The sequence below is a fragment of the Sulfurimonas hydrogeniphila genome (genome assembly GCF_009068765.1).
Taxonomy (GTDB): domain Bacteria; phylum Campylobacterota; class Campylobacteria; order Campylobacterales; family Sulfurimonadaceae; genus Sulfurimonas; species Sulfurimonas hydrogeniphila.
Genome location: NZ_CP035534.1, coordinates 1,227,760 through 1,249,517, shown reverse-complemented (window position 1 = coordinate 1,249,517; position 21,758 = coordinate 1,227,760). Strand labels below are relative to the sequence as shown.

General features: G+C 34.2%; 20 protein-coding genes. 4 read left to right on the top strand and 16 right to left on the bottom strand.

Features of this window, described 5'->3' with window-relative positions; all coding sequences use genetic code 11:
* The first annotated feature begins 126 nt into the window (after positions 1-126).
* From ETP70_RS06615 to ETP70_RS06605, 3 genes are read left to right on the top strand one after another with little or no spacing between them, the layout of a single operon-like run.
* Entirely contained in the window at positions 127-1,461 is a 1,335-nt protein-coding gene (locus ETP70_RS06615) for a TolC family protein (protein ID WP_151900441.1), read from the top strand.
* Positions 1,462-2,535, top strand: a complete 1,074-nt coding sequence (locus ETP70_RS06610; protein WP_151900440.1) for an efflux RND transporter periplasmic adaptor subunit — start codon at positions 1,462-1,464, stop codon at positions 2,533-2,535. It abuts the gene before it with no gap.
* On the top strand, positions 2,525-5,617 hold the full coding sequence (locus ETP70_RS06605; protein ID WP_151900439.1) for an efflux RND transporter permease subunit: 3,093 nt from the start codon (positions 2,525-2,527) through the stop codon (positions 5,615-5,617). Before ETP70_RS06610 ends, ETP70_RS06605 begins: the two co-directional genes overlap by 11 nt.
* Here ETP70_RS06605 and truA read toward each other — a convergent pair.
* The 5 genes from truA to coaBC are packed head-to-tail and all read right to left on the bottom strand — an operon-like array spanning position 5,614 to position 10,119.
* Positions 5,614-6,324, bottom strand: a complete 711-nt coding sequence (gene truA / locus ETP70_RS06600) for a tRNA pseudouridine(38-40) synthase TruA (protein ID WP_151900438.1) — start codon at positions 6,322-6,324, stop codon at positions 5,614-5,616. The two genes, ETP70_RS06605 and truA, sit on opposite strands and share 4 nt — an antisense overlap.
* A gap of 5 nt (positions 6,325-6,329) precedes the next feature.
* Positions 6,330-7,349, bottom strand: a complete 1,020-nt coding sequence (locus ETP70_RS06595; protein ID WP_151900437.1) for an LptF/LptG family permease — start codon at positions 7,347-7,349, stop codon at positions 6,330-6,332.
* Positions 7,349-8,164, bottom strand: coding sequence for a prepilin peptidase (locus tag ETP70_RS06590; protein WP_151901523.1), 816 nt, complete (start codon positions 8,162-8,164; stop codon positions 7,349-7,351). The genes ETP70_RS06595 and ETP70_RS06590 overlap by 1 nt, the downstream gene beginning before the upstream one ends.
* Positions 8,164-8,841 (bottom strand): di-trans,poly-cis-decaprenylcistransferase, encoded by a 678-nt coding sequence (locus ETP70_RS06585; RefSeq protein WP_151900436.1) that lies wholly within the window; start codon positions 8,839-8,841, stop codon positions 8,164-8,166. Before ETP70_RS06585 ends, ETP70_RS06590 begins: the two co-directional genes overlap by 1 nt.
* Positions 8,842-8,844: 3 nt before the next feature.
* Positions 8,845-10,119 carry a bifunctional phosphopantothenoylcysteine decarboxylase/phosphopantothenate--cysteine ligase CoaBC gene (gene coaBC / locus ETP70_RS06580; protein WP_151900435.1) on the bottom strand — a complete coding sequence of 425 codons (1,275 nt, stop codon included), beginning with the start codon at positions 10,117-10,119 and terminating at the stop codon, positions 8,845-8,847.
* Between the two features lie 123 nt (positions 10,120-10,242).
* Here coaBC and ETP70_RS06575 point away from each other — a divergent pair, with 123 nt between their 5' ends.
* On the top strand, positions 10,243-10,683 hold the full coding sequence (locus ETP70_RS06575) for a rhodanese-like domain-containing protein (RefSeq protein WP_151900434.1): 441 nt from the start codon (positions 10,243-10,245) through the stop codon (positions 10,681-10,683).
* Here ETP70_RS06575 and ETP70_RS06570 read toward each other — a convergent pair.
* From ETP70_RS06570 to ETP70_RS06520, 11 genes are all read right to left on the bottom strand, one after another.
* The gene (locus tag ETP70_RS06570; protein WP_151900433.1) at positions 10,680-11,876 is read right to left on the bottom strand and encodes a class I SAM-dependent rRNA methyltransferase; all 1,197 of its coding nucleotides are present in this window, start codon (positions 11,874-11,876) and stop codon (positions 10,680-10,682) included. The two genes, ETP70_RS06575 and ETP70_RS06570, sit on opposite strands and share 4 nt — an antisense overlap.
* Positions 11,861-13,480: a YcaO-like family protein gene (locus tag ETP70_RS06565; protein WP_151900432.1), complete on the bottom strand. Its 1,620-nt coding sequence runs from the start codon at positions 13,478-13,480 to the stop codon at positions 11,861-11,863. The genes ETP70_RS06570 and ETP70_RS06565 overlap by 16 nt, the downstream gene beginning before the upstream one ends.
* A 167-nt stretch (positions 13,481-13,647) precedes the next feature.
* Positions 13,648-13,971, bottom strand: coding sequence for a hypothetical protein (locus tag ETP70_RS06560; RefSeq protein ID WP_151900431.1), 324 nt, complete (start codon positions 13,969-13,971; stop codon positions 13,648-13,650).
* Complete coding sequence (locus ETP70_RS06555) at positions 13,943-14,188, bottom strand: hypothetical protein (RefSeq protein WP_151900430.1); 246 nt, start codon at positions 14,186-14,188, stop codon at positions 13,943-13,945. Before ETP70_RS06555 ends, ETP70_RS06560 begins: the two co-directional genes overlap by 29 nt.
* 449 nt (positions 14,189-14,637) lie before the next feature.
* Entirely contained in the window at positions 14,638-14,964 is a 327-nt protein-coding gene (locus ETP70_RS06550; protein ID WP_151900429.1) for a type II toxin-antitoxin system PemK/MazF family toxin, read from the bottom strand.
* Positions 14,958-15,212, bottom strand: a complete 255-nt coding sequence (locus ETP70_RS06545; RefSeq protein WP_230973229.1) for an AbrB/MazE/SpoVT family DNA-binding domain-containing protein — start codon at positions 15,210-15,212, stop codon at positions 14,958-14,960. The genes ETP70_RS06550 and ETP70_RS06545 overlap by 7 nt, the downstream gene beginning before the upstream one ends.
* Positions 15,213-15,451: 239 nt before the next feature.
* Positions 15,452-18,394 carry a UvrD-helicase domain-containing protein gene (locus ETP70_RS06540; RefSeq protein ID WP_151900427.1) on the bottom strand — a complete coding sequence of 981 codons (2,943 nt, stop codon included), beginning with the start codon at positions 18,392-18,394 and terminating at the stop codon, positions 15,452-15,454.
* A 128-nt stretch (positions 18,395-18,522) separates the two neighbouring features.
* A complete protein-coding gene (locus ETP70_RS06535; RefSeq protein ID WP_151900426.1) occupies positions 18,523-18,885 on the bottom strand; it encodes a hypothetical protein in 363 nt (120 codons plus the stop codon).
* 15 nt (positions 18,886-18,900) lie between these two features.
* Positions 18,901-20,358: an autotransporter outer membrane beta-barrel domain-containing protein gene (locus tag ETP70_RS06530; RefSeq protein WP_151900425.1), complete on the bottom strand. Its 1,458-nt coding sequence runs from the start codon at positions 20,356-20,358 to the stop codon at positions 18,901-18,903.
* A gap of 122 nt (positions 20,359-20,480) precedes the next feature.
* The gene (locus tag ETP70_RS06525; protein ID WP_223176093.1) at positions 20,481-20,963 is read right to left on the bottom strand and encodes a DUF2846 domain-containing protein; all 483 of its coding nucleotides are present in this window, start codon (positions 20,961-20,963) and stop codon (positions 20,481-20,483) included.
* Between the two features lie 292 nt (positions 20,964-21,255).
* Positions 21,256-21,756 carry a DNA-deoxyinosine glycosylase gene (locus ETP70_RS06520; protein WP_151900424.1) on the bottom strand — a complete coding sequence of 167 codons (501 nt, stop codon included), beginning with the start codon at positions 21,754-21,756 and terminating at the stop codon, positions 21,256-21,258.
* Between the last annotated feature and the right edge of the window lie 2 nt (positions 21,757-21,758).

The window sequence follows — 21,758 nt, the reverse complement described above, 5'->3', positions numbered from 1 at the left end:
AAATATCCTTCATATATAAAAATCAGTTATATCATATCATAAAAAGAGTCAATACAGAATTATGTCCTCTTAACAATGAGTTAATACGAAAGTGTTAGAATTAGCTATATTTTTTACAAGGTCTGGATGAACATGATACAAAAACTGGTTTTAGGTTTTCTTTTGCCTCTTTCGCTGCAAGCGATGAGTCTGCAGGAGACAATAGATGAGGCATTACAGCACAATAACTCTTTGAAAAAAATCTTTTTGGATAAAGAGGTTTCACAAAAAAGCAGGCGTATAAAGCAGGCACAGAACCTTGGTCGATTTGATGCTACACTCAATTATGACCATTACAACAATGCACGAACACTGGTGCCGTTAACACCAATGCAAATCGTTTCTTCTCCAACAGGTGCCTATGAGATGCCAACAACAAATGATTTGGTCTCTACGGGTATCTCTTACAATGTGACGCTTTTTGACGGATTTGCCAAACAAAACAGCTATAAAATATCGGATTTGGCATATAAAAACAGTCTTTTTAAAATAAAACTTGCAAAAGCAGAGCTCATTTACAATGTAGAAAATATTTATCTCTCTCTTTTATCACTGCAGGAGCAGCTCAAAGCACAAAAAAAGTATATAGAGGCAAAAAAGAGTCTTTACATGTATATACAAAAAGCATATAAGCTTGGAGGAAAATCAAAACTTGACATGCTGGAGGCAAAAAATGCCTATGTGGAAGCAGTGGCAAATAAAAATAAGATAACCTCAAATATAGCAATTTTAAAAGCTTCTCTTTCGCAAATGATTGCCTCGGACAAATTTGACAAAGCAGAAGAGGTCAGTGTCACTTTTGAGGGATTGCAAGAGGGCGAACCGGACCTTAAAAGCTTAAGCCGATTAAAAATTGCTGCACTAAAAAGCAATATAGCACAAAAAAGAGTTCGTACCGCAGAGGCACTGTACTATCCAAAGGTGGATTTCAGTGCATATTACGGCTACAGTATGGGACCCAATGCAACGACAAATACTTTTGCTCAGACAGGTGTGACATATTTAAACAAAAATGACTTTAACAGTGAAAATGTATGGCAGATAGGTTTGCACCTGCAGTGGAACCTTTATGATTTCGGAGCAAAAAGTGCAGATGTAGCCAAAGAAAAGATTGCTCTGATGCAGTCAAAAATAGACAAAAGCATAACACGGTTGGAGTTGGAAAAAAATTTAAAAATTGCAAATTCCAAAATAGAAATCGCACAGGCAGACTATACAGCTTTGCAAAGTCAGTATGAACTTTTGCAGGAGATAGAAAAAGCCCAACAAATCAAGTATGAAAACAATGCGCTTTCTCTTGTGGATTTGTTGGATACACAGGCAAAAAAAGAGCTGGTCTATGCCCAAATGACAGAAGCAAAATACGGGTATCAAAAGGCGAAATACTATAAAGAATATCTTTTAGAAAAGGAAGTGAAGTAGATGAAAAAAACTGTATTGATTGTTTTTGGTGTTATTGTAATAGCAGGCGCAGGAATTTTTTTGAAAAAACAAAAAGAGCATGTGGCTGCTTTGCCTGCAGCAAAAGAGTATAGTAAAAGTGTGGAGACTACTGTAGCAAAGGAAAAAAATGTTTCTCGTAAAAGAGAATTTCTGGCAGAGGTGTTTTCTTTGAAGCAGGCAGATATCGCTTCAAAATTTACAGCAAATATCAAAAAAATATATGTGCATGAAAATGACAAAGTAAAAAAAGGGGAACTTTTGGTGACGCTTGATGATAAGGATATTTTAGCAAATCTTGCATCACTCAAAGCACAGAAAAAAGCATTTATGCTTGATTTAAAAAATGCTCAGGATATTTTGCAAAGAAATAAAAAGCTTTATGCAATCGAAGCTGTTTCCAAAGAGATACTTGATGCTTCGAATGCAAAGTATCAGACAAAACGTTCAGCTGTCAAATCGACGGAGGCAAAAATAACACAAACAAAGGTACAGTTGAATTACCTGAATCTTGTAGCCCCTTTTGACGGTGTTATCGGCTCTAAACTCCTGGATGAAGGGTCCATCGCTCCGGCAGGAAAACCTGTTGTCACACTCAATACACAGAAGCAAAAGCTGACTTTTTCTTTTTCCCAAAATCAGATACCAATAGCCAAAGGACAAAAGGTTTACCTGCAAAAAAGCTTGATAGGAAGAGTCAGCAAGATTTATGATGATGCAAAAAATGCTCTGCTCGTTGCCGAAGTCACACTGCAAAAACGCATAGATTTTGCAAACAAATCTTTTGTTCATATCAACGTTGAAATTGCAAATGCAAAGGGATGCAGTGTTCCTTTAAATGCACTTTTGCATACACAAGAGGGTGTATATGTAATGCAATACAAAGAAGGCAAATTTTCAAAACTTGCCGTTGACCTGCTTTTGGAAGACAACAGAGCGGCTGTCATATCTCCATGTCCAAAGTATAGAGTGGCTCTGGGTTCTGAAGCAAAACTTTCTATGCTTCCAGCCTATGGAAAGATAATAATCGACAAGGCGCAGACGCATGAAAAATAGTTTTTCCATAGTGGATTTTTTACTTTCAAGACCCTATTTTATTATTTCATTTTTGGCACTGTTTTTATTTTTGGGCCTTGTCGGGTACAACAAAATAGACAGAAAACTTTTTCCGGATTCCAATTATCCAACTGTAGCTGTGGTAATTGTAGAACCGGGAGAATCAGCGAAAGGTTTGGCGGCGAATGTTTCCATTCCTGTGGAAGAGGAGCTGTATACACTGGACAAAATAAGAAGAGTTTACTCAACAACCATTGATGAAGTGAGTGTGATTTCTGCCGAGTTTGAGTATACAAAAAATATTGACAGTGCTACAAGTGATGTCTCCAATGCGCTTGATAAAATCAGGGCCAAACTGCCTGCATCCATTTTAAATCCCCAGATTATAAAAATAACAGAAGCAACTGCCCCGATAGTGACATATGCAGTCAGTGCAAAAGAGGGAAATGCCTCTTTGGAAGATATCAGGCAAATTGTGCAAACACAGATAAAGCATAAGCTTATTAAAGTACAGGGTGTTGCCAATGTGGATGTATTTGGCGGCTATGAAAAAGAGATAGAGGTTATCGTCGATAAAGAAAAACTTGAGCGCTACAATCTTGATATAGCCCTGGTTGTTGCCAAATTACGGGCAAATGATAATGACTTTGCTATTGGATTTATTACAGGAAAAGACAAAAGATATCTTTTGCGGGCCCATGGAAAACGTGATACTGTAGCCAAGCTGAAAAAAGTCAGTATTACCAAAGAGATACAACTGCAAGATATCGCAAAAATCTATTTTGGACATTATGACAACAGTGCCGAATACTATGGAAATTCAAAAAATGCTATCGCCATTGCTGTACAGAGAACCGGTAATGCTGATGTAATAAGAACAATCGCACGAGTAGAGAAAGAGATACAAAAACTGCAAAACAAATATAAAAATCTCTCTTTTGTAATTACCGATACGCAAAAAGACACTATAGTGCAAAGTACAAACAATATGTTTGAATCTTTGCGCGATGCCATCATTATGTCGACGCTTGTTGTTTTTTTCTTTTTGGCATCTTTTCGTCAGGTTTTGGTTGTTTTGGTTACCATTCCACTTGTTTATGCTACCACTATAGCCCTTATGTGGATTATGGATATAGAGTTTAATGTTGTCACGCTTACCGCCATTATATTGGCACTGGGACTTCTTTTGGATGATGCTGTAGTCGTGATGGAAAACATTGAAAGGCATTACAGAGAACTCCATGATGAGATACACAAAGCTGTCTATAACGGAACCAAAGAGATTATGTTTGCAGATTTGAGTGGAACGATCACAACGATGATAGCCCTCTCTCCTATGCTTTTTGTAGGAGGATATCCGCAGACAATTTTCCAACCGCTTGTAGCAACACTGCTTTTGGCACTGGCAGCTTCATATGTTATATCTATAACGGCAGTTCCTTTGCTGTCACTGAAAATTCTTACCATCAAATCTCCTTTTGTTTTAAAGAGCGAAGCTTTTTTTGAAAAAATCACAGGAGGATTCAGCAGTGCAATCGCCGATTTTTTTGTGCGTGCCGTCTCTTTGGGTGCAAAGAAAAAAAGCATTGCATTGTTGTATGTGGCGGTACTTTTTCTGCTCTTTTTTACAAGTGTCAAAGGTGTTATGCCAACTGTCGGACAGGAACTGATGCCGCCTATGGATACAGGAGGAGTAAGAATCAGCATCACAGTGGATCCGAATCTGCCTATAGAAGCGAGTAAAAAAGTAGTAGAAGAGGCAAACAAAATCATAACAAAACAGGGAGAACTTTTGTATCTCTCAAGTGCCATTGGAAGTGAAGCGGGTGTTATGAGTATAGGAAGCGGCAGTTCTATAGACCACATCAGCATATCGGCAACCTATGTAGACAGATACAAAAGAAAAGAGAGTATCTGGCAGATAGAACGCAAACTGCGTGAAGCACTGAATAAAATAAAAAATGTAAACAGTGTGGATGTTGTAGATTATGGTGCAACAGCGATTGCGAGTCTTCGTGCAAATATTGATGTAACACTCTACAGCGATGATGTGACAAAACTGCAAAAGGCCGGTGACATTGTTGCGGATGCAATGCAACATACAGGCGGGGTCGTCAGTGTTTCAAGAACCTGGCTTGCGAGCAAAAGAGTTTATGAATTCAGTATAGACGAGAAAAAAGCCGCCTATTACGGTTTAAGCAACGAAGAGATAGCCAAACAACTCCAACTCTTTGTACGCGGGGCAAAAGCAGCTTCATTTTATCTGCAAAACAGTGCGGATTTTGGCATAAGAGTATGGGTAGACAAGAAAAAGAGAGAAAGTATTGAAGAAATTAAAGACTATCTTGTTACGACAAAAAGAGGAAAAATACCTTTGCGTGATATGGTAAAGATCACAATGGTGCAGGAGCCGTCTCTGATTACAAGAGAAGGATTGCAATATACTCTGAATGTGTACGGTTTTCGGGAAAAGGCGGCAATTTCTCATATAATGGCAAACTTTGATAAAGCCTTTGCGGGTAAAGTATTGCCCGATGGTGTGACAATGGAGCAGACGGGAGATATAAAACAGTTTAAAAACTCTGCAGGAAGAATGGTAGGGGCCATTGGTTTTGCAGTTATATTGATACTTTTTACCCTCATCGCCATGTTCAACTCTGTAAAAATTTCAATGATGATAGTCTTTTCGATACCGCTTACCATTATAGGGGCTTCGTGGATGATGCTTCTTATGCACTACCATACCTCTATGCCGGCAATGATGGGATTTATCCTCTTGAGTGGTATTATCGTCAACAATGCGATCCTTCTAATCCATTTTGCACTCGAAAAGATGAAAGAAGGATACAGTACTTTTGAAGCAATGGTTGAGAGTATCAAGATACGAACGCGGCCTGTTCTTATGACAGCGTTTGCAACTTCTGCCGGTATGCTGCCTGTCGCGCTTGGATCTGCCATTGGGTTGGAGCGTTTGGCACCGCTTGGAACGGTAGCAATTGGCGGTTTGATTGTAGGTACCTTTTTGACTCTGCTGTTTATACCGCTTGTATTTATCTGGAGCGTGAAACCGAAGGAAGTCTAGTATTTGATTTTTGCAAGATAAAGCCCGTTTGGAGGTGCCGGTTTGATTTTGTACTTTTGGGTGCAGTTGAGCTGTGCTTGTATTGCATCTTTAGGGAGTGTCAAAAGTGCACCGACCATCAGTCTGATCTGGCTGCGCAAAAATCCGTTGGCCTCAAAGTATAAAACAATGTAGCCTTTGTACTGATAGGCAAAAGCTCTGTATATAATTCTTGTAGTAGATTTTACGTCACTGCCTGTTTTCATAAACTGTCTGAAATCATGCTCTCCGACAAAAAGAGCGATGTTTTGCTGTATCTGTTGCAGGTTTACATCCTCTAAAAAAGTAACAAAATCACTTTCAAAAGGATTTTTCTGTTTTGTTTTAATGATGTAACGGTAGCTTCTTTTTTTTGCACTGTATCGTGCATGAAAATCATCCTTTACATGTATGATTCTTTTTACATGTAAAGCATCACAGAGCATTTTATTGAGAACTTTTTTGAGTTTTTCCATATCATCCCAGTAGGGCGGTAAATCTATATGACAGACCTGCATAGTAGCATGGACGCCTTTGTCAGTTCGCCCGCTTGCCACGACTTTCTGCTCAATTCCCAGTTTTTTCAAAACATTTTCAAGCTCACCAAGGACTGTATCAGATGTCTCTTTTTGTGTTTGAGAACCAAAAAAATGAGTGCCGTTATAGGCTAAATGCAATGCTGCTCTCATGTGAATTAAAACTTATTGACGATGGTTTTTCTATAGATGGCATATGTTATTATCAGCCATGAAAGTGCAACAACAGGAATCGTATAGTATTGAAACATTTTTTCCAAACCTATTGTCATTCCATAAAATAAAACTATGCTTACAAAGAGATATAAATAGACTTTAGACTTCTGATGTCTTACCTGAACTATACCGATGCTTGCGATTAAAAAAAGTGTTATCATCGGAAAGAGACTCAGCAAGGTATCTTTAATGAAGATATGTTTTTTTCTCCCGGCATTCTCTTTTGAGAGCCAGTACTGCAAGGGTTGTTCATAGGTGGTCAAGTCTGCTTTGAGCGTATCGTTGATAAGCATCTCTTGGAAATTTATCTGAGAAAATTTTTCTTTTGAATAACTGTAACCTTCTCCATCCATTAACTGAAGACGTAAAATTCCCGAATCGTTAATAACTTTGGCTTTTTTTGCAGCAATGAGTATCTCTTCTTCCTGTTTTTTGTTAAACAAAAATACCTTGGAAAAGGTACCGTCTTCGTTTTTTGCTCCGATGTATAAAAGCCAGTCCCCAAAACTGTTTCCAAATTCACTTGCTGCAAGATTGAATTTTGCTTCACTCTTTTTATAGGAGAGGAAGTTTTTTGACAAAGTAGTCGTATGGGGTGCAACAACCAGGAAGTTAAATGCCAGCAGCAGACTTAATATGAAAGCAGGTTTGAAAAAGGTTCTGATGATAAAACCCGGTGCAATGCCAAGTGAAAAAATAACGATTATTTCATTGTCATTTGAGAGTTTAAACAAAGAAAGTGTTGCTGCGACAAAAAATGTAATAGGCAGCGTATAAAAAAGAATTTCAGGCAGTATGAAAAGATACAGTTTGCCCATTTCCAAAATAGTCAGTTGAATAACAGCCGTATAGGTAGAGAGTTTAATTAAAAATATTACCGATGCTATGACAAACAATGGCAAAAATATGGACATAAAAAGAGCAGAAAAGTTACTCAGTATATATTTTTTTAATCTCAGCATTAGTAGTTTGCCTCGATGTATCTGAGTATTTGAGAATCATACACATAGACTATGAAAGTTGCAAGTGCCAAAAAAGGCACAAAGGGGACGCGTTGTTCCTCTTTTGATTTGTTAAGAAGCAAGAGCATAACCGGCAAAGCCAAGAGGGCTGAGAGAAAAATGGCAACAAGACCAAGTTTGACTCCCAAAAGTGCGCCCATTGCAGCCGCTACCATAATGTCGCCTTCTCCCATAGCTTCTATAAAAGGTGTTCTGTCATAGTGCCTGTTCCAGGATGTTTTCGTTTTTAGTCCGGCTCTAAATACAGATGATGTTAAGTAATAAGAAAGAGTAAAACGCAGGAGTGTAAAACCACCGGCAAAAAGGAGGGCGTTTTCCAGGTTAAGAACAAAACCTTGAATACTCCATGCGCCGAGTATGGCAAAGAAAATAGCCAAGAGGTTGAGTGAATCGGGTACCATTTTGTATCTGAAATCTATAACCGAAAGCGCTAAAAGCATCAAAAAACTCAAAGCTATGAAAAATGCCGGTAGATTCAGTCCGAATTTATTGGCAAGAATGACAAAAATAAAACCTGAGAGAAGTTCTATAAGCGGGTACTGCACAGAAATATGTGATTTGCAGTAGGCACATTTTCCTGCTAGAAAAATCCATGAAAAAAGCGGAATGTTATGCCAGGGTTTGAGCTTTTCATTGCATGCAGGGCAGTGTGACGCATCAAAAACAACGCTTTCTCCCTTTGGTATGCGAAGAATGACAACATTTAAAAAAGAACCAAAAAGTATACCGAGTATAAAAGCTATGCCAAGTTCCATCATTTTAAACCACCAAATCGTCTTTCAATTTTTGTAAATTTTTGTAGAATTTTTTCTAATTCTTTACATGTAAAGTCCGGCCAGAGCGTATCTGTAAAAAAAAGCTCTGCATATGCCGACTGCCAAAGCAGAAAGTTTGAAAGCCGCTTGTCTCCTCCGGTACGAATGAGTATATCTACGGCTACTTTGCAGTCAAGTGCATTGTTAAGCATCTCCAGTGTGATGTTCTCATCCTGTTTTTTTAAAGAATTTATAGCACGAAGAATCTCATCCTGTGCACCGTAGTTCAGGGCGAGACTCTGCACCAATCCGTCACAATGCGCCGTTTTTTCTTCTACCGTCTGTATGGTTTTTTGCAGTGATTTTGAAAAAGCACGAATGTCACCGATAGCTTCAAATCTGACATTGTTCTGTAAGTAAGAGGGCAATTCGTCTTTGAGATATTTTTCCAAAAGTTTCATTAAAAACTCAACTTCGAGACGTGGTCTTTTCCAGTTTTCCGTTGAAAAGGCATAAAGTGTCAGGCGTTCTATATCTTCATCATTTGAACAATAGGTTGTGATTGCTTTGACGACTTTTGCACCTGCTTCATGCCCTTTGACTCTTTTTTTGCCCTGTTGCTCTGCCCATCGTCCATTTCCGTCCATTATGATGGCTATATGTCTGGCCTTGTTCATCATCTATTCTTGCAGCTCTTTTGCATTTTTGATTATTTCAAAAGATACATGCAATTTGTCCGCTTTTGGTATGTGCACATTTTTTTGTGGTGTAATAAAGTCTATTTCATTTTCGTCACTGCCAAAGCTTGAGGCATTTTGTAAAACATTGAGACAGACCGCGTCAAGTTTTTTCTCCTGTAACATCTTTTTTGCATTTTTTTCGGCTTTTTCTTTGTCCATTTCTGCTTTAAAACCTATGACTGTAATGCCTTCTTTGTCGATGGTACTTAAAATATCAATATTTTTTTTGAGATGCAACTCCCACTTTTCACCCAAATCCTCTTTTTTAAGTTTGGTATTTTGAGGAAATTCAGGAACATAGTCACTCACCGCCGCTGCCATAAAGAGATAAGGCTTTTTTTGGATAAGATGAATATGCTCGTCACGTATGAGTGTCGCTTTTGAAAGCTTGCCTTTTTTTGCAATGCGTATGGAATCGACAAGATACTCAAGCATCTCCTGTGTGTCTTCTACGTCTATTTTATGCATATTGACAGGCAGGTCACGGTCAAATTTTGTGGCGATGAGATTAACATCTGCCCCTTTTAAATAGAGTGCCGTTGCCAAAGCCGATGCCATTTTTCCGCTTGAAAAGTTTGAGATGTAGCGCACTTCATCTATTTTTTCTATCGTGCCTCCGCCGGTTACTATCACCCGTCTGTGTTCCCAAAACTCCTCTTTTAAAAGTTCACGGCTGGTTTGATAAAAAATATCCAAAGGGTCGGCCATAGCACCGTCACCGACGGTCTTGCAGGCCAACTCTTTTGTCTGCGTCTCTAAAATAGTATAGTTTGCAATGCCGAGCATCTTCAAATTTGCCTGAGTGATTGGATTTTGGAGCATATTTGTATTTGCCGAGGGTGCCAAAATTTTCATACCGCTAAAAGCAAGCGCGCATTGCAGCAGCATATTGTCTGCAATGGCATTGGCAAGTTTGGCGATGGTGTTTGCCGTTGCAGGAGCAATGACCATGATGTCTGCCCATTGGGTGATTTTAATGTGGTTATGCTCATTTGCCCAGGACTCGTTTGTGTCATCAAGGACCTGATTTGAAGTGAGGGTTTCAAAAGTGAGCGGAGTTATAAATTTTTTTGCACTCTCACTCATAACAACCTTTACCTCTGCTCCGGCTTTAATGAATTCCCTGACGAGTTCGAGTGTTTTGTACACAGCAATAGAGCCGGTTACACCAAGGAGAATTTTTTTATCTTTGATTAAATTTGTTGGAATATTCATTCAAAATCTCTTCATTATATTTTCTAGTATTTTATCTAAAAATACTTAGAAATACTAAAGGAACTTAATGATTAAGCTGTTTGGTTGTATACTTTAGTATGCAATACATGTAAAGGAGCTTTCATGAACCATAACGAACAGATGAAAAAGTATTACGAAAGGTGTGATATTGACCTTATCAAGGGGCATTTAAAAGAACTGCTGACTGCGGCAAAGAAAGAGATAAAGCAAATTCAGGTTGAAGAGATTGACTTGGAAAATATGGTTTTGATTGATGTGCGGGAATCTGACGAGTTTGCAAGCGGTGTCATCCCTGCTAAAACTGTTTTTACCATTCCTCGGGGGAAATTGGAATTCGCCGTTGATGACAAACTTGTTGATTTAAGTGATCATCAAATAGTCTGTTATTGTCTCAAAGGGGCTAGAGGTCTGATGGCTGCAAAAACCCTCAAAGATTTGGGTTTTAACAATGTTGTCAATCTCGAAGGCGGTATTTCAAGTTGGGTAAATGCGCATAAACCGATAAAAAACTATCTCGGATATTTTATTCTTGAGACAAACTAAAGTTTTTTTATAAAAACGACTTTGAGGTAATTACCCTCTTGAAATTTTTCTGCCACGCGAAAATCTTTTGGAAGAGAGTAGCGTTTTAGCACTTTGTATTTTATTTTTACATCTTTGAAAGCTTTATCTATGAATCTGCCAAAAGTCATCATACTGAAATTGGCAGCATTGGTGGAAGCTACGATAATACCGCCTTTATTTGTTATTTGTATGACCTCTTTGAGCAGCTTTACATAGTCTCTGTTAGCGCTGAATGTATGTTTTTTTGAACGTGCAAAACTCGGTGGATCAACGACAACCATATCAAAAAGCAGTTTTTTTCTCACGGCATATTTAAAGTATAAAATGACATCTTCAACAATGATATTCTGATTTTTCAAATCAATGTTGTTGATGGAAAACTGTTCTTGCGTTTTTGGTAAACTTCGTTTTGCCAAGTCAACGCTTGTCGTGCTTTTTGCACCGCCAAGGGCTGCAAATACTGAAAAAGCGCCCGTGTAGGAAAAAGTATTTAAAACGGTTTTTCCTTTTGCATATTTGTCACGAATGGCTTTTCTGACCTCTCTCTGGTCCAAAAAAACTCCCACCATTGCCCCATCATCCAAATAAACGGCAAAATTTGCCCCGTTTTCCTTTACATGTAAAGGCTGTGGTGCTTTTTGTCCAGATACAAAGTCACTTTTGTCATCGAGATACATGCCTTTTGTATTAAAGCGTTTTTTCTGATAGATTCCTTTAAAGTCGATACTCTGTTTAAAAGCTTCGAGTATACTCTCTTTGAATGTATAAATACCGATGCTGTACCATGTAAAGAGATAATAGCCTTCAAAATAATCAATACTCAAGCCGCCGATGCCATCGCCCTCACCGTTAAAAACCCGAAAGGCAGTTGTTTGCGTGTCGGCAAAGAAATCTTTTCTGTAGGAGAGTGCCTCTTTGATTTTTCTTTTGAAAAATTCGCTGTCTATGGTTTCATCTTCTTTTTGTGAAAGAACCCAGCCATGCCCTTTGTTCTGTAATCCGTAGTAGCCTTTTGCAATGAATCTCTTTTTTTTGTCATACAAGTGAAGCAGACTGCCTTCTTCTTCGAGTTTATGCCAATCTTCAAAATACTCTTTCATAAGCAGAGGATAACCGTTTTGTATCTGCTGTGTAAATTCAGGTTTGAGTATCAGGTCTATTTCATTGTGCATTTTTTTCTCTCAAGTTTGTCATATAGGGAAAGCATATTAGTGTAGTCTTTATGCAGCGTTGTTTCTATTAAAAAGTCTGTATTATTGAGAATACCCAAAGATTTTACTACTTTTTCTTTGGAAAACACCTCATACAAAGCTTCTTTGTACTCTTCATAATCAAGTTGCATCTCCTGCATTCGAGCAAGTTCTACTACGAGATGACCGAGTTTGTTTGTCCCGTATTCCAACAACTCCAGTGCCTCGTCATACTCCCCCAGACGCAATAAAATCTGTGCTTTAAATTCAGCCATTGTAAAATTTTTCACAAAGATGACACCGATGTATTTTTCCATATTGAGTGAGTCTTCCAATGATTCAATCTCAAGCATAATTTCCTGCGGGTCATATTTTGTAAAATTGAGTACCATATCACGGATAAGTTTGCCGTTGTTTTTGTTGTTATATATCAAATCCTCTATGGGATAAACTTCTGAAATACCGGGAACAATGATTTGACAGGAGTAAAAATCGAGGTAATCATATTCTCTGATGTAAAACTCTTTGTCCATTTTTTGTAAAATACCCGTCAAATAATCGTATTCTTCCTGCGTTGTGTTGCCTTGATATGCAAAAGGCACATACCCAAAACTCTTTTTGGCACTCAAAAAAAGAAATCCGAGTTTGCCGTTGGAGTCTATAAAGTGTGATTCAAGGTTAAAACTGTCTGAGACAAGGCTCATGTCAAAAGTAGGCACTTCAAAACTGTCAAGATTTTCAAGAGAACGTCCCTGCATAAGCTCGGTCATTGTGCGTTCAAGTGAGACTTCAAGAATAGGATGTGCTCCAAAAGAGACAAAAAGTGTAGCATTCTTAGGATCTATCAATGAAATGGCAGTGACGGGAAACTGTCCGCCCAAAGAAGCATCCAACACTTCGACCTTATAGCCGAGTTTTTGCAATGCCTGTACATCTTCATAGACTTTTGGAAAATTTTTCACAACTTCATCAGGAAATTTCGGCAGGGCATAGCCGTTTTTAATGATAGCGATTTTTGCATAGCGTTCAAAAATCTCACTCAGAGCCTGCACCTTTGCCTCCAAAGGGGTGTTTCCCGTCGCCAAACCGTTGCTCACATAAAGATTGCTTAAAATATTAAGCGGAATGGCAACACGCTCCTGTGTGGATTGTTTGACAAAAGGAAGTGCGACAATTTTGTCTTCATAGTCGCTGTTGAAATCCACCAAATCTTCAGCTGAGAGATTGTTCTCAGGGTTGTACACTGCCATAAGTTCATCGCTGAGATACGCTTCATCAAAAGAAAAAACAACTTCATCAGGATAATATTTTCTCTTTGGCAAATGAAAATCTATAAAAAAGTTGTTTGTCTGCAGACGCTCAATATACTCACCCAAAGCACTTGCCACAGAAGCATCGCTGAGTACACCTTTACCGTTGGAATAGATATGTCCGGGTGCTTCTTTTGAGCTGAGATTCACCGAATAACAGTGAGTGAGGGGATTTTTGTGTTCTTGAAAAACTGTTTCGCATCCGACATCAGACAAAACAGCCTTCATCGAAGATATAGAGCTTTGAAGCGGAGCTTCTTTTGATAAAAAATTCATTAAATATTTTTTCCTGCATTATTTATTGCAATTATATCCAATTAAGACAATTGTGTGATTTTAGGAAATTTTTTCTTTAGTTTTTTAACATTTAAAAATTCTTGATGATTTCATCATTTGAATTATCGAGTTTAATAACTTCAGCACTCTTGTTTGTTATATCTTTATTATTTAATTTGTTGAAGTATTAGATTGTCAATTTCTTTTTCTGTTAAATTTTCTAATTTACTTTTATCGTATATATAAAGAAGGTGCAGTTCATTGTCGATAATAGCCAAATAAGTTATGAGTCTATATCCTGTACTTTTTCCTTTGTTCTTATCACTATTTTTTACTCTTACTTTAAAAATATTTGATTTTAGTTCTACACCTAAATCTTCTTTTGAATTTATAGAGTTTAAAAAATCATCTATATCATGTTCAAGATGCCTATATTGTTTAGAAAGTTTTTTATATGCTTTTCTATAAAGCTCTTGTTCTACTACTTGCAATAGCGTTAGATATCATTAAGTTGAATATTTTTTTTGTTTTATAAGCATTTTTTAAGTCGATTTTTAATTCTTTTAAGTCATTTAAAATCTGTTTTTCATCATCATTGTAAGTGGTAATGATTTTATAGTCTTTGATTAAATTATCTTTTTTAAATACATCTAAAAGTTCTAAAAAAATATTTGCTTTAAAATCATTTATATTTAATTGAAGTTGCATTTTTTACCCTTTAGACTTAATTTTCTCTATTGTATCAAAACTCAAGTAAAAAGTACTTAAATTCTGAACTTTAACTTCACTGGAAGTTTTCAAGTATAATGCCCCTAAAAATCAAGACAACATCTCCAGACCTTCCTTTAAAGATAAAAGTAATGATATAACGGCAGTCGTGAGCGATAATTCTCCGCTAGAAAAATTATTAGTCTCCTCGTTTTTGTTATATCTTTGTCATCTTATACTCTAAAAGTGGAGATTAATATATAAGGGGGATGTATCTTTGCTTATTTGATGAGCTTTTTTTGTATCTCATTCTTCATAGTATGACCACATTCTTAAAACTCTTACTATTTTATCAAGTTCTTTTACTTCATAAACTAACCTGTGCTATGATGGATAGACTCATTCATACTTCACACAAAATTGAACTTCTCTGATTTGTTATCATTCTTTTAATAGTCAAACATTTCTACTAAAAGTTGTGCTATAACCTTTTGTGTTTTAGTGTCTACTCTTCCTAATATTTTAACTATTCTTGACTTATCAATAGTTCTTATTTGATCTAACAATACTAAACCATTTTTAGCTTCAAATTTTATCTTTGGTCTAAATATAAAATCAAAACCTTTGCTCGTCATAGGTGCTACAATAACCGTTTTTAGCATACTCATTTCATCTGGAGATATAATAATACACGGTCTTGTTTTTTGTATTTCTGAGCCTACTGTTGGATTTAGTTTAACTAAAACTATATCAAATCTTTTAATATTTTTTACCATTCGTAATCTTCTAAATCACTGTCATTTAGCATATCATTTAATATTGCTTCATCTTGAATGTTTCTGTTTTTTAGCAAAACTTCTTGAATATTTTCTTGCCATTTTTCTCTATTCTTTATTTCTATAGGTTTGATCAACAAACCATCTTTAACAACTTCAAAATCAAGCTGTTTGTTTTCAAGTTGTGCTTGAGCAATGATTGGCTTGGGGATTCTTACACCTTGTGAGTTTCCTATTTTTGTAAGCATTGTCATTTTATAACTCCAAATATATTTGATATGTAATTATATTGTAATAACACTGAAATTGTCAAGTCTTAGAGAGTGATTTTATGATAATGGCGAAGCTGAGCTCCATTAATGTGTATTTCAAAAAAATTCGTTTGCGATTTTCTGGAAGACACTTTGATGTGGGACTCCTGCCTTTTGTTGTATGCAGCGTAGCGGAATACGACAAAAGGTGGGTGGCACGTTCAGGTTCTGATTTGTTATATCATATCCAAAGCAATATGATTATTTTTATTGATTTTTTGAGTATAATCACAATTTGGATAATTTTCACAACCTAAAAAATCACCATATCTACCATTTCTCTCAATCATATATCCACTACATTTAATACATAATTCAGCTTGAAAATCACAATCTTTGTTTAAACAATTTGCTATTTTTGCTTCCTTATCTTTAAAAACTTCACTATTGCATTTTGGACAATAATGTATATTTTCTGTATATTTACATCTTGGAAAATTACTACAGCCATAAAAATGTTTATCTTTATTATTATTTTTTGTATGTTTTTTCAAAAAACCAGTTTTGCATTCTGGACAATGCATCAGTTGGATTTTTGGGTCATTTAAAAAAAATATTTCATCTTGATTTTCATCGATTAATTCTTTTATAAAAATAGATTGCTCATACATATTGCTTAATAAAAATATAGTTCCTTTAGTTCTTGTAAGTGCAACATAAAATAATCTTCGCTCTTCTGCATCTTCAAAATCATCACCTTCAGGCACAACAATATTTAAAATTGGATCATCTTCTATTTTTGAAGGAAATCCAAATTTACCATTATTTATATTTAAAATAATGACATAATCAGCTTCATTACCTTTTGAACTATGAACGGTAGAAAAAATAATATTAAAATTTTGATATTTTTCTTTTAAGTCTTTTAAATCTTTAAATAAAAAATTATATCTTGCTAATACCATAATCATTTTGTTTTTCTTTTGTTCTTTTTTATAAATAAGATCTAAAATATTCTTCAAATCATTTTTATCATTACCGGTTGTCCAATATAGCAATAAACTAAACTTATTTTGATTTTGTTGTTTTATTGTTTTTATCTCTTTTTGTATTTGGTGTGGATTTTTTTGGATAAAATTTGAGGCAACATTCGAAACAATATTATTAAATCTAAAAGTATAATCAAGTGCTATAACTTCAGTGATACCAAATATTTTATTAAATTCTTGAATAATTTTTATATTACTTCCTGCAAATCTATTTATCGATTGCCAATCATCGCCAACTGCTGTTATAGATGTATTGTTAATAGGTAATAATTTTTGTATCAATCTTGCTCTCGTTGTTGAAATATCTTGAAATTCATCAATGAAAATATGTTTAAAACCATGCTTATATTTTTCATTTTCAATACTTTCTAAAGCTTTTACTATCATATCATCAAAATCAATACAATTATTTCTTTCTTGAAATTTCTTATATTCATTAAAAATAAATTCAAAAAGTTTTAAAAATAGTGTTGTTCTTTCTGAATCTTTTGCTTTGAGTTTTAAATCATCTAATGAATGCATATTTGATTTATAATGATTTAAAAATGTAGTAAAAAGTTTAACAAATTTATTATTTTCAATAGGATCTTTCAATAATTCATTTAGTTCTTCTCTTGTTAATTTCCTAAAAACAATATCATATCGAAGTAGTTTTTCTTTTAGGTTAGTCATTAAAGTATTTTCTGTGTATTCATAGCTAAAAGTTTCAATACAAATTGTTTCCTTTTCTTTGTGTAAACTTCTTTTCCATTTCATAGATTCCAAATATTCTTGGTTATTAATGTAAGGTGCAGTTTTCCCATCTCTATCAATACCATAATGTTCAATATAAATATCATAATCAGGTAGATAAAAATCAGGTTTATATTGTCTTTTTTCTACGGTATAAGTTTTATATTTATAAGGTTCTTCATATAAGTATCGTATTCCATTTAATGTAAAAAAGTTAGCTATTATTAACTCTTGATAGCTTTTAACTGTTTCTTCTTTTAAGGTTGTGAGAGATTCTTCTCCTTGTTCACTTTTAATTTCAACTTTATGTTTTAATGTTTTCATATCATAGTTTTTTTGATATTCATAATATTCACCACGACTATTAAACTCTTCTTCACTTTTGTATGGAATACTAAAATATGCTATAAAATCTAAAAAACTTTCAAAAAAAGTTCCCATTGAAGCCATAAGCTCTCTAATAGTATCTTTAATAAATTTGGTCATGTTTATAGGAGATTCTGTCATAGGGCATAAATCAGGTTTTTGAGATAATGCTTTTGCAATGACACTTAAACCAAAAGAGTGGAATGTTTTTATTTGAACATGTATATTTTTTTGTTTAAATCTCTCTTCAAGTTCTTCTTGTGCATTTTTATTAAATGCTAAAATCAATATTTCATTAGGATTTAAAATATTCTTTTTAAGTAAATAACTAACTTTTGCTACAATAACACTTGTTTTACCACTGCCAGCTCCTGCTAAAATCAGATTATTATTTTCATTAACTAAAACTGCATCTTGTTGTTTATTTGTAAGTGGATTTGATTCTATTGTATCAAAAAAAGCTTTTTCATTGAGTTTTTCATTTTGAATAAATAATCTATTAGAGTCATCTATCCATTTTTGTGGATTATTATAGAAATTTATTATCTCTAAAATGTAATCTTTGATTTTATCATGAAACATAAATTTTTCTTTATTTTTTATAATAGCATTTAACTTTTGAAGTATTTCTATTTGAGTATAATTATTGATATATTGATATTTAGATAAATTAACTAAATTATTTTGAAATTTAGTTAATTCATTTTTATATAATAAAATTTTCTGTTCAAACTCTTCTTCCAGGTGTTGAATATCATTTTTAATATTTTGTAATTTATAACTTAGGCTATTTAATTCATGTTCAATTTTAGATATTTCAATAGTATATTGTTTGTTAATCTGAATATATTTCTTTGTAAAATTAATTAATTTAAAACTTAATATTTCAATAATGGTTTCAATTAAAGTATTTTTAGAATTACTTATTAATGTTTGAAATTCTTGAATTTTATTTTTATCTATTTCAATCTGTTTTAATAATATTTGTTTTTCAATATCTTTTTCATCTAATTGTTTTGATATGTTTTTCAAAATACCTCTTTCATCTACTGATATAACGGGGGCGCAGTGAGCGGATAACGACTGAAGATAACCATAAATTGCCGCTAGGTAATTTATTGGCTACTCTGTTTTGTTAGTCTTTAAACCTATGTTTTGCTTTAAGCTTTGCTTTTCCAATAGTCCGTATTTGGAAATTGACATGATTTTGTATGACAATTAATCCAATTTTCAAGCTCTTTCAATTCTAATTGTGCATCTTCTTCTGTAATTTCATTCTCAATTATTGAAGTAATTAATTGAAAGAAAAAATAATCAAGATTTTCCGGTATTGGAATATTGTCATTTCTCATTATGCTTTCTAAACTCTCTTTTGAAGTATTTTCAAATTTTCCATTAATATATTTATACCGTGCTATCCTCTGGCTCATATTAATTTCAACTTCATTCTCATTAATTGTAATTTTATATCTATCTTCATGTCCCCATCTTGGACTGAACAAATTCATTTCTATTTTGTACATTTTTGTTTCCTTTTTTTAATTTAATACACTAGAGTTCAAAATAATTTCACCACCATCTGAAGTATAATCTACTTTAACAATATAAGTTCCAGCTGACAAGGATACACTTCTTGAGTCCGCTATAGCTCCCCATGAATAGCCACCATTATTGCTTAAATCTATAATATTTAAATCAGTGTCATATAAATATGCTTTTGCACTTGTACTATCTAATACTATATTTCCATCACTTGGCATTGTTAGTAAATAATATCTTACTCCTATGCCTGAATATGTTCCGGCTGAAATTGGTGTTAGTTTGCTTTGGTCGAATAATACATTAGAGTTCAAAATAATTTCACCACCATTTGAAGTATAATCTACTTTGACAATATAAGTTCCAGCTGACAAGGATACACTGCTTGAGTCCACTATAGCTCCCCATGAATAGCCACCATTATTGCTTAAATCTATAATATTTAAATCAGTGTCATATAAATATGCTTTTGCACTTGTACTATCTAATACTATATTTCCATCACTTGGCATTGTTAGTAAATAATATCTTACTCCTATGCCTGAATATGTTCCGGCTGAAATTGGTGTTAGTTTGCTTTGGTCGAATAATACATTAGAGTTCAAAATAATTTCACCACCATTTGAAGTATAATCTACTTTGACAATATAAGTTCCAGCTGACAAGGATACACTGCTTGAGTCCACTATAGCTCCCCATGAATAGCCACCATTATTGCTTAAATCTATAATATTTAAATCAGTGTCATATAAATATGCTTTTGCACTTGTACTATCTAATACTATATTTCCATCACTTGGCATTGTTAGTAAATAATATCTTACTCCTATGCCTGAGTAATAACCAGCAGTAATTATTTCATATTTATTATATAATCCAATATATTTCTTCATATCTGCTTTAGCAGTTGCTGAATCTTTTAAAACATAAGCTTTTGTTGTAATATCTTGAGCTTTTTGCAGGATAGTATTTAAATCTGCTTCAGATTCTAAATCAATATTTGACAGATTTAAATTCTTTAATGAAGATGGTATTTTTATCAATCCACTGTTTGATGGATTTTCATCAAGTGATTGTAAAATCCTTGCTATATTTGTAGCCTTTACACCAATATTATTTAAATCACTTTCTCCATTAAAAGTAAGTGGTGTTATCACATTTCCTCCTATTGCACTACCCAAAACTAAATTACCAATTTTAAAAGTAACTGTTTCACCATCCTTATAATTAAATCGTCCTTGATTATCGGTAATACCTGATAATGTAGCTGTAGAATATTGTAATCCTTGTACAGGTGAATCTACAAAAGTACCTGTATAAGTTGCAGGTGTAGTATCAGTTGGTGTACTTTCATTTGATAATCCATCTCCTCCTCCACCACCACCACAACCAATTAAACTTAATCCCAATATAGCAGTTGCTATAACTTTTAATCCTAATGATTTTATATTTGTCATTCTTTACTCCAAAATATTTATTTGTAAATAATAGCTAATCTTGTAGACTAACGACTGAAGATAGCCAATAAATTGCCGCTAGGTAATTTATTGGTTACTCTGTTTTGTTATATGTTGTGCTTTTAATCGTCAGGATGTTCTTTACTACAGATTCCTTTTTTTGCCATGTCTAATTTTTTAATAGCTTCCTGCGCTTCTTTTTCTTCTACAACTTCAAGACCTGCCCCTCCAACAAAAACACCCATTTTGATATACTGTCGAATATAGTAGTTTTTACCACTTTTTGTTTCAATAAAAAGGTTATTAGCTGAAAATTCTGACTCAGTTGAAAGTTTATGTTCCTTGTTGCCTTCGATATTTTGATAAAAGAAAACTTTTATTGCAGACTCACCTAGACATTTATTATCAATCCAAATATCTTTCTTTAAGGCAGTTCCAAATATTGAATCTCGATAAACATATAGCCCCGCTTTTCCTTCAGGAGGAGTGTTGAAAGATTTGGCACTTTCAGACATTTCTTTTGGTTCTAATGGAACAGTACTACATCCACTGAAAAACATTACAGATACTGCTAACACTAGGAGAGCTAATTTACTTTTATTCATTTCTAAATCCTCATTTGATAGTTTTAAATTTACCTACAATACAATAGGCATATAACTATTTATCAACAAACAGTATATTCCAAAAACACTTAAATTAACAAATAACATACACTTTATATGATTGTTAATTTTTGATATTTATTGAAAAATATACCAAAATATTATTTTCTTAGTTAATTTGAAAAAATACAATACCATTATTGAAAATAAAGTATATGTTTTATGCTGTATTTATAAATAACAGCTCATTTTGTATGTTATTTGTCATATATATCACATAACACGCAAAATGTTACTGAAAGGGATGAGGCAAAGCCTCTTTGTATTTCGCAAGTTTTTCTTCAAATTTCATACTGGCATAGGCGGGGGAGGTTGAGGGGAGCAGGAGTTTTTTGATTTTCAGATGTTTGTACTCTTTGTCAAAAATCTGTTGTGCTTTTTTGCCTGTAAACAATATGGTTTTGATGTTTGGATATTCTGCTAAAAGTTTTTCAAAATCATTGACTGTGATATTTTTCAGGTTGGTATCACTGGAATTGTTTGCATCTCTTTGCAGACTTGCAGCACTGTCAAAAAGGGCTATCTTGTGTTTTTTGCACAGGGCAGTTTTTTCTTCTTTTGTCTGAACAGGTTCTTTGTAAATCGCAGCCAATATAGGCCAGAACTGGTTCCGTGGATGGGCATAGTAAAATCCCTCTTCAAAAGATTTTATACTGGGAAATGAACCGAGTATAAGCACTTTTGAATCAGCAAATATAACAGGTTCAATGGTGTGAAAATGAAGTGACTGCAATG